The organism is Methanosaeta sp. UBA458 (assembly GCF_002496085.1).
In the GTDB taxonomy this organism is placed as follows: Archaea; Halobacteriota; Methanosarcinia; order Methanotrichales; family Methanotrichaceae; genus Methanothrix; species Methanothrix soehngenii.
This window is the reverse complement of sequence record NZ_DAIK01000126.1, coordinates 10,232-19,137: the sequence shown is the minus strand read 5'-3', so window position 1 is coordinate 19,137 and position 8,906 is coordinate 10,232. Positions and strand designations below refer to the sequence as shown.

At 53.1% G+C, this 8,906-nt stretch carries 10 protein-coding genes; 4 read left to right on the top strand and 6 right to left on the bottom strand.

Annotated features, from left to right (window positions below):
• The 6 genes from BP822_RS09225 to BP822_RS09200 all read right to left on the bottom strand — a co-directional run.
• The coding region (locus BP822_RS09225; protein WP_276620038.1) for a hypothetical protein at positions 1-1,464 on the bottom strand (1,464 nt) is incomplete at its 3' end.
• A 362-nt stretch (positions 1,465-1,826) separates the two neighbouring features.
• Positions 1,827-2,465 carry a DUF99 family protein gene (locus tag BP822_RS09220; protein ID WP_013720327.1) on the bottom strand — a complete coding sequence of 213 codons (639 nt, stop codon included), beginning with the start codon at positions 2,463-2,465 and terminating at the stop codon, positions 1,827-1,829.
• Positions 2,466-2,647: 182 nt separating this feature from the next.
• Positions 2,648-3,232: an acylphosphatase gene (locus BP822_RS09215; RefSeq protein ID WP_013720328.1), complete on the bottom strand. Its 585-nt coding sequence runs from the start codon at positions 3,230-3,232 to the stop codon at positions 2,648-2,650.
• Between the two features lie 378 nt (positions 3,233-3,610).
• Positions 3,611-4,477, bottom strand: coding sequence for a lamin tail domain-containing protein (locus BP822_RS09210; RefSeq protein WP_273278546.1), 867 nt, complete (start codon positions 4,475-4,477; stop codon positions 3,611-3,613).
• Between the two features lie 199 nt (positions 4,478-4,676).
• Positions 4,677-4,904, bottom strand: a complete 228-nt coding sequence (locus BP822_RS09205; protein WP_273278547.1) for a hypothetical protein — start codon at positions 4,902-4,904, stop codon at positions 4,677-4,679.
• A 195-nt stretch (positions 4,905-5,099) separates the two neighbouring features.
• Positions 5,100-6,536, bottom strand: coding sequence for a cobyrinate a,c-diamide synthase (locus BP822_RS09200; protein WP_286878179.1), 1,437 nt, complete (start codon positions 6,534-6,536; stop codon positions 5,100-5,102).
• A 90-nt stretch (positions 6,537-6,626) separates the two neighbouring features.
• On the opposite strand from BP822_RS09200, the gene BP822_RS09195 reads away from it, so the two are divergent.
• The 4 genes from BP822_RS09195 to BP822_RS12955 all read left to right on the top strand — a co-directional run.
• A complete protein-coding gene (locus BP822_RS09195; protein WP_273278549.1) occupies positions 6,627-7,367 on the top strand; it encodes a DUF166 domain-containing protein in 741 nt (246 codons plus the stop codon).
• Between the two features lie 18 nt (positions 7,368-7,385).
• Entirely contained in the window at positions 7,386-8,270 is an 885-nt protein-coding gene (locus BP822_RS09190) for a fumarate hydratase (RefSeq protein ID WP_273278551.1), read from the top strand.
• Positions 8,267-8,803: a FumA C-terminus/TtdB family hydratase beta subunit gene (locus BP822_RS09185; protein WP_286878178.1), complete on the top strand. Its 537-nt coding sequence runs from the start codon at positions 8,267-8,269 to the stop codon at positions 8,801-8,803. The genes BP822_RS09190 and BP822_RS09185 overlap by 4 nt, the downstream gene beginning before the upstream one ends.
• A partial coding sequence (locus BP822_RS12955; protein WP_394339429.1) for a DUF434 domain-containing protein occupies positions 8,800-8,906 on the top strand: 107 nt, incomplete at its 3' end. The genes BP822_RS09185 and BP822_RS12955, both read left to right, overlap by 4 nt.

Here is an 8,906-nt window from a genome sequence, read left to right as displayed (position 1 = left end):
AGCCTTCCCATCCATAGAGAAGTTGCCAATAAGCCGCTGGTCTATGAAGCCGCCCTGCCATGCCGCCATGCGATCGGCAGTGCCATTCACCTGGGCAGAGGTCTCCAGATATGATAGCGATTTTCCCAGCTTTGTCTTGTAGCTCAGATTGATCCAGCTTGCCTCATGGTATCTGTCCATCCAGCCCAGATCCCGGTAATCGTTCTCCGCCCGCACATCGGCAGACCAGCTCTCATCCAGGGCAATCGAGCGATGGGAGAGGTTGAGCGTGCAAGGGGATTGAGAGGCAGAAACACTACGGTCAGCGGATATGCTCGAAGATCTATAGTCCAGCTCCTCCTCCGCTCGATAGGTGCCAGAGCCATGCTCGCCGTAAGCCAGTGTCGAGCCGACTATCGGCTTTATCGCCGTGTCCAGAGAGGCCGAGTAGCTGCGGTTGCCCGCCAGGATCTGGACGCTGTTGGTGATGATGTACCTTTCAAATTCTGTTGAAAGCATGCCACGGGTTGAGGAAAGACCTATGCCTGAGACTGTGCCCTCTATATCAGCCTTAGCTGCGGGCTTCACTGTCTTCATGACGATCTTGATCTGGCCGTGCTTGCCTGGAGCTACGGCGGGGATGGTCCAGCGGTTGTTGCTGCCCGGATCGGGCGCTGGCTGGGATTCGATGAAGACTGTCTTCGGGTCGTAATTCTCCCTGACCACGATGTCAACGGGCTGGAAATCGTTGTTCCCATAGGTGATGGTATAGGTGATCTTCCCTCCGGCGGCCGCGCTTTTGGGGCCATACTTGACGTCTTCTTCCTCCAGGGGTTCGAAGCTGATGATCTCATCGCCAATTCTTATGTAATCGATGAAGGCCGAGGTCACCGGCGCTTTGGAATCTTTATAGAGGGTGATATAGATATGCAATACCTCATGCCCTTTTAGCCATTCTTTGAAATCCTCTAGGCCGCCGTGGGGGAAGTTCTTATTGCCATATTTCTCAAATTCGAGGTCAAAGCCATCCAGCTCATTCCACTGGCCGTGGGAGAATCCCAGATCCGACCACGACCGGCTAATGGAGCGAATCCTTGCATCCTGAGGGTCTTTGCTCTCGTAGGCACCGCTCTCATCACCATCCATATAGAACTCGATCTGAACCTTTCCATTCCCAGCTCCCGGATTCACCCACATACTCATCCTATCGATGTCCTCTATGGCCATGGGCTCATCCAGATAAATTCGCGCCCGGACGGTAGTGCCCTTATTGTCCACAGACAGGTCTGCGCAGTTCGACCCGTGAAATGCCGCCTCATCGCTGACCGACCCCTGGGAGTACTTCGAGCTACCCAGCCTCCAGTCCAGATCGGTAAGGCCTGCGGCAGGAAAATAACACAATAGCATAAGAATGAGGATCGCCATGATACATGAAAGGTAGCGGGCGCTCCTCAATAACTTGCCTGGCTTGTATGACTTGCACATACTTCCTCATAATATTTTTTCTGTAGAAAAAGGATTCGGTCCAAAAAGCCCGCACTGTATAGTTATCACCATCAAAAAGATCCTTCAGGAATTAACTATTGTGAAATCGAAGGGTGAAGCAGCTCGGCCATTGGTCCTGAATTTTTAATTGAAAAAATAACCTATATCAGACCTACATAAGCTCTACATGAAAAAAACAGTTATTAACTTCGGAGAGAATCGACTATTGAGCGGTAGGAGAGTGGGGACTTGTCTTGCCGCCCTGGCAGGAGCAGCAAAGTTGGCAGAATGCCTCCTGCCAGCATATCGCCATTAAGCCATCAAGGCTGTTATCGCTGGTTTATCCACTGGATCGCAGGCTGCTATTCGCTGCCGGAAGCTAATTCCTCCTCAACCTTGCGCGCTGCCCGGGCTGCCATTCGGGCCAATCTAACCGGCTCCGGCACCCTGCCATCCAGTGTGAACTTATTTAAGAGAATTCTCGCCTCTTCCACCGTTGCCCCGTGCACGCGCACGAATAGCTCGTAGCCCGTCTTGAGCCTGATCTTCTCCCGCATGCCCAGGGAACGGTAGCGCTCGATCTTTTCTTCCGGTTCCGGGAAATATTCGCGCAGGTATTTTTCCAAGCCCTCTGATTCCTCGTAGGTCAGGCAGATGAGGGGCCGGCTGACCTCTTCGAACACCGCCACGAGGTCGATGATATTAAACCAGCTTATTGCTGCCCCGCTCAGGAAAAGGGCATTGATATCCCTGCGATCCAGCCGGCGACATATCTCCAGGACCGCTCGGGTGGCATCGTCTCCCCCCACACTCGCCCGGGCATAGGCCAGGCCGTCCACCCTTCTGTCTGCGCGCATGACCACCCCCGCCAGCATGGACCAGGAACTCATCGGCGGTGAGAGAGTTGTGGATACGGGATCGGAGGATAGGGCACAAGGCCGCTCGAAGCTCTCCGCAATCCCCAAGACCCGCAGGGCAGGCTTGTTGAGATGAAGTGGCATACATCTACCTTATCATCTCTGCGACAAATAGCATACGGCCGTGATTCAATAATGGATCATACCCCGGTCATATAGAACGCGGCCCAGTAGAATGGATGTCGGAATCGCTCATCCTCTCGCAGCTTTCTTTGGGCCTCAGCCTTATAGCAATCTCTGCCCCTGATCAAAGCTTCGAGATTTTGCTAAGACCTCATCTTGGCCTTAATCTCCGTCACATCGCTCTCGATCCTCTGCAGTCGCTCTTCTGTGCGGCTCTTCAAATCCGAGCGCATGCCACAAACCTCAGAGACTATCTCCTCTCTGGCATCGTCTATCCTATCGATGATTTGATCCTGTTTCCCAGAGATCTCTTTTAAAAAGGAGCTCATGCCATCCAGCTTGGATCCCATACTATCGAGCTTTGAACCATTATCTCTGAATCCCTCTCTCACGGCAGATATCAGCTCTTTGAGATAATCTGCTGCCTGGTCCAGGCGGGCGTCGGTCTCCCTCTCCCCCGCAACTTTGAAAAACTCTTCGTAAGATCCATTTGCCCCAGAAAATTCTGCCTCAATCTCTTCCACGTCGATCAGGGTATTTTTGATCCTGATGGCTTCAAGGAACCTTTCTAAATCAGCTTCATGGCCCTCTGCAACGATCTTCACCCTGCTGTCAGACAGGTTCATCACATATCCTTTGAGTCCAAAGACGCGCGCTATGGTTACTACCTTCGACCTGTAGCCAGCCATCTGGACCTTTCCAGAGACATAAGCGGTGAGCTTGAGCATTCTTTTGACTGTTATCCCTTTTCGTATTTGGACTTTATCATCCCATGCGGGAAAGGCGATTAGTATTTCACCATCTTTTGCATTCAGACTTCCTGCTCGCGTCTCCTTTCCCTTTCCACAAATGGAGATCTGCAGGAGAGGAGAAATTGACTGTTATATCGGGCCATGAGAAAAAAAGAAAGGCTCTTCGCTGAATTATGTGGGTGAGTTAAGTCAGAGAATATGGCCTCGTTTCCTCTGCGTCTCTGTGGTTGGGTCAATGCATAGCGGTTCACCACAGAGGCACCGAGACACAGAGAACCAGCGATTCAAGTTCGCCCATACAAAATAGCGAGGAGCCAAAAGAAAAATCTACGGCCGTAATGGCCGCATTAAGCTCTAGTACTGAATCATATCCTTCCAGGGATCGACATATTCAGTTGCTACCTCTGCTGCAGCAGTGGTGACATCATAGCTGGTTAAGATATTTCCCGCCGCATCCTTTAAGGTAACGATATTGTCGACCCAGAGGGGCTCAGTGCTATTGGTATAGATATCTGTGGCAGTTCCAGCGCCCATTCCCTCATGAACCTTGATCGACGTGCCATCCTCGAGGACCAGTTGGGGGAAGACGAAGGTGGCAACTCCTGCAGACTCCAGCGTCCAGCCGGTCATATCCCACTCGCCAACGGCCTCATTGGCTACCTGGACATACTTGTCCCCAGGAGTATCAACTACTCTGGCGATTGTTACCTTTACCGAAGGAGCCGGAATTCCAGAATCGCGGCTGAATACGGCAGCCCGATCTGCGGATGTGGCCACATCAGAATAGCCTCCCGGAAGAGCCTTCCCCAGAACCATGGAGGTGCCAGCGGTGTAGTTAGAGAGCTGCTTGAACCTTGATGCGGTCTCAGTAGCGACAGCGACCTCTTCCACTGGGGTCTCGTTCACTGGGGTGTCAACCACTGGGATCTCAACTACCGGGGTCTCAACCACTGGGGTGTCAACCACTGGTGTCTCAACTACTGGGGTCTCAACTACTGGAACCTCTTCTACAGGGGCCTCTGTGACATTAATTGTCTCTATTGCAGCAGTTGCATTGGTGACGGCTGTCATATTTGTGACATTGGTGGCGTTCGTGAGATTGGTGATGTTAGTGACATTCAAATCTGCGAGGGCAGCGATATCTGCTACATCCTGGGCATAAACCAGCCCCACGGAGAAGGCTAGCATCATAGATAGGATCAACATTCCTGTACACTTCATATTCATACCTCAATCAAAACGTATTCGCAGAAAAATATAAGCCTTTCTTATGGCTTCTTTCGATTCGTCCATAGTGCCAATATAATTTATTGCTGCTTATGGCCTCTGGGCAAAAAAATAATTGGCAGGAGAATATAGCCCCTCTTCCGCCCGTTTAGGCGTTTCTGCTGAACCACAATCTCCTGACCTGGGTTTTGATTTACTCCTCAGCGGACTCAGTGACAGTAACGGTTTCGGCTTCGATGGTCACATTGGTTACATTTGTCATGTTGGTAACGTTTGTCATGTTGGTTACATTGGTCATGTTCGTGGATTCGTTTTCGCTTGCATTCAGGTCCTCATCCAATACTTCCTCGCTCAAGGCAGCTCCAATCGACAGAGCCATCAAGAGGGAGAAGAGTACCAATCCGCTTGATATTTTGCTCATAGTTTACACTCCATTTGCTAACTTAGCGTGTGAAAATCTTTATTGAATATAAACTTTTCCGTGACAAAAATTATGTATATCTTGGGCTAATAGGAGAATTGGTCAGCAAAAACGAGCTTTTCCCCTGCCAAGTCGTCTCAGCCAAAGCAGGCTCAAAAAAGCAGTATTTTTAAGAGATATTGCAGATATCCGTATTCAACTCCTCCTGTATGCACGACAGCTTTCAATGAATTTATTACCAGATACCGAATAAAAGTGGGTGTGCAGATATCCAGCCATGGTGTTGTTCTCCACCAGACCGTCCCGGCCATCAGCGATTCCTTTTCCCCGGGAGAGCTTCAGGCAATAACGGGCATCTCTATCACAAATGCAGCGCGAATAGTGAAACTCATGACCGCGAAGGCTCCTGCCCACATCCGCCAGAGGATTTCTCTCCGATACCTCTGCCTTCACATAGCCAAGGGCCATGAGCCTCTTCTCCATGAACGTGGTGCAGGGAAGGGCCCCAGCCATTTTAGAGGAGCCTGCCTCTGACTCCAGGGCTGCTCCCAGATACATCAGACCCCCGCACTCTCCATAGATGGGCATACCATCCTCGGAGGCCTTCTTGATCTGCTTCCTGGCAGGAGCCCTTTCCAGCTGAGAGGCATACAGCTCTGGATAGCCTCCCCCGATATACAGCCCCTCCACATCGGGCAGCTGGTCTTCCAGAGGGCTGAAATAGACCAGATCCGCTCCATGCCTCTCCAGCTCTAAGAGGTTCTCATGATAATAAAAGCAGAAGGCTCGATCCCTGGCCACTCCTATTCGCACCGATCCATTTCCATCTGCCTTTGCCCCTGCCAGTTCAATAGAGGCGGAAATCGCGGGCGTCCGGGCCTGGCCCGGAAGCGTGAGAATCATGTCGATATCGGCATTCTCCTCCAGGAATGTCGCCAGGATTTCTGGATCATGATCCTTCTCAAAGCCCATAACCAGCCCCAGGTGGCGGCTTTTCATCTCCATCTCTTTATCTCTGGGCAGGGCTCCGAATACGGGCTTCGCCAGGCAGCTTTTGAGCATATCCAGATGCCTCTTGCTTCCCACCCGGTTGAGTATCGTCCCCGCCAGCCGCACCCCTGGATCGTAGCTGGCAAATCCCAGCTCCATGGCGGCAGCACTTCGCGACATGCCGTGCACATTGATCACCAGGAGGACGGGTATATCCAGGATCTTGGCCACCTGAGCGGTGCTGCCAACCTCTGTGCCATCCATGCCGTCGAATAGACCCATCACCCCCTCCACCACCGCCACATCTGCTCCCTCGATAGCCGAGAAAAAGGAGCGACGAACACCCTCCTCGCTCATCATAAAGGGGTCTAAATTGAAAGAAGGCCTTCCACAGATAGCAGTATGGTGTGAGGGATCGATGAAGTCCGGACCCACTTTATAGGGCTGAACCACCAGACCGCGAGCACGCAGGGCAGCCATCAGACCTAAGGTGATCGTCGTCTTGCCTACTCCGCTATGGGTACCGGCGATGAGCACCGCTGGGATAGATCCTTTCAGGGATCCCTCAATTGAGCTATCATGCGATCTCTCAATTGAACTCTCCGATGATCTCTCCAATGATCTCTCCAATGATCCTTCCATCGATCTATCCGACCGCCTCTTTGAACTTGCGGGGTGCATGCTTCCATCTTCTCCGGCAAGGATATTAATACGCTGGCCGATCCCTTCTGCATGCTGGTTGGGGTAATCAAAAGAGGAAAATACGGCGAACGCCTTCTAGAGACCATAAAAGACCATACCGACTTCGAAGTGGTATCGGTTGATGTCCCGGAGATCCTGCCGGGATTCATAGAGGATCCGGAGGAGTTCGTCCGGGAGCTGAATTTAGACCCGCAAATCTTCCAGGCTGACCTGCTCATTCTCTACACATTTCATCCGGACCTCACTCCGGAGATCGTCCGCCTGGCAGGAAAAGAAGGGGTTAAGGCGGTCATCATTCCCGGCGGCATAGGCCGGGCGGGCTCCATCACTGAGCTGGAGAAGATCGCTGAGGAGCATAACATCCACATCGAGGTTGATGAGATCTGCTGCACCCTGGAGGAATGCGGCGTCCCGGCGATCGACCAGTTCGCGAAAAAGCTGGGAAAACCGGAGCTAGAGGTCCAGACAAAGGACGGTAAGATCAGCGGCGTGCGCGTCTTGCGCGGCTCCCCCTGCGGAGCGACATGGCATGCCGCCACAGACATAGTGGGGAAGACTGTGGCTGAGGCACCATCCCTCACCGGCCTATTCTGCCAGCAGTATCCATGTCGCGCAGTGAGGGGAGGTCCGGGGGGCATCCACACCTCCGGAGACCTGCATAAGGATGCCATGGAGAGGGCTCTGGGTAAGGTCACCCGGCTTGTCCTTCCCGAGCAGTCCAAACCCATCAAGATCGAGCCGGGAAAGAAGGGCAAGAAGTTGGAAGGGTAAAAGATGGGTGAGAATCAGATGATCACTAGCACTCAGGTGACAGACGCCACCGTTCGCGCCCTATATCGAGCGGAAACCTCTCTTCCTCCCTGGGTCTTGGAGAGAATAAAAGAAGGGCTTGAAAGGGAGACCAATCCCCTGGCCCGCTCTCAGCTTCAGTTCATGCTGGACAATGTTAGCCTTGCCGGATCAAGAGGCCTGCCCATCTGCCAGGATACGGGCCTGGCCATATTTCATGTTCTGATGGGCCAAGACCTGCACCTGGACTTCGATCTTCAGGAGGCCATAGCTCAGGGAGTGAGGAGAGCAACATCTCAGATACCTCTACGGCCCAATGCCGTCGATCCCTTAACAAGAGAGAACAGCAAGGACAATACCGGTCCCGGGATGCCGGACATCATCCTGGACCAGGCCCGTGGCCAGAGCCTGAGCATAACTGCTTTTCCCAAGGGAGCGGGATCTGAGAACATGAGCCTCGTCATGATGCTCAATCCGGCAGACGATCCAATGGAGTTCATCGTCGATGCGGTCAGGGAAAGGGCAGCCAATGCCTGTCCACCCCTTTTCCTGGGAATAGGGATCGGCGGCAGCTTCGATCTGGCCGCCCGGCTGGCCAAGCACGCTCTCCTCAATATGCACCGCATCCAGCCATATTCTCAGGAATCCTCCCAGAGAGCCGACCGCAGCATCACCCTTACCACCTCACCTGAAGAGATAAAAAAGCTTGAAGAGAGCCTCATGAAGAGGCTGAACAACCTGGGCATCGGCCCCATGGGCCTGGGCGGGGACACCACCGTCCTCGGCCTGAGAATCGAGAAGGCTCTATGCCATACCGCCTCCCTGCCGGTGGCCATAAACTTCCAGTGCTGGGCAAACAGAAGCGCTACCGAGGTGATTTTATGACCATATTTCATCTCCATACCCCCCTTTGCCAGGAGGATGTGAAAAAGCTAAACGCTGGTGATATAGTATTTCTGAAGGGCAAGGTGTTCACCGCTCGGGACAAAGCCCATGCTCTGATCCGTCGCCAGGGCAGCCCAGTACCTTTAGAGGGAGCGGCGCTCTATCATTGCGGCCCCATCATTCAGGATGATTCTGTCATCTCTGCCGGGCCTACCACCAGCGGCCGAATGGCACGCTATACCGATGAGATTCTGGCTTTAGGGGTGAAGGCCATAATCGGCAAAGGAGGCCTGCCAGGAGAGCCGTTCTTGAATAGAGCAGTCTATCTTGCCTATCCAGGGGGTTGCGGTGCGGCGGCTGCATCACAGCTTCGGATTCGTGCTGTTCACTTCCCGGAGCTGGGGATGGCGGAGTCCATCTGGGAGCTGGAGGCCGAAGATCTTGGTCCCATGGTAGTGGCAGTGGACTCGTATGGTCGGGATCTGTACCAGGATGTGAGACTGTCGGCGAAGGCTGGAATAGAGAAGCGATAAAAGCAAAAACGGCAAAAGCCCTGGAGGAGGCGAGGTATCTGGTGGACCGGGGCTACCCCAAGGACTCTGCGGTCAGGTTCATCTCCAATCACCATCGATTGGC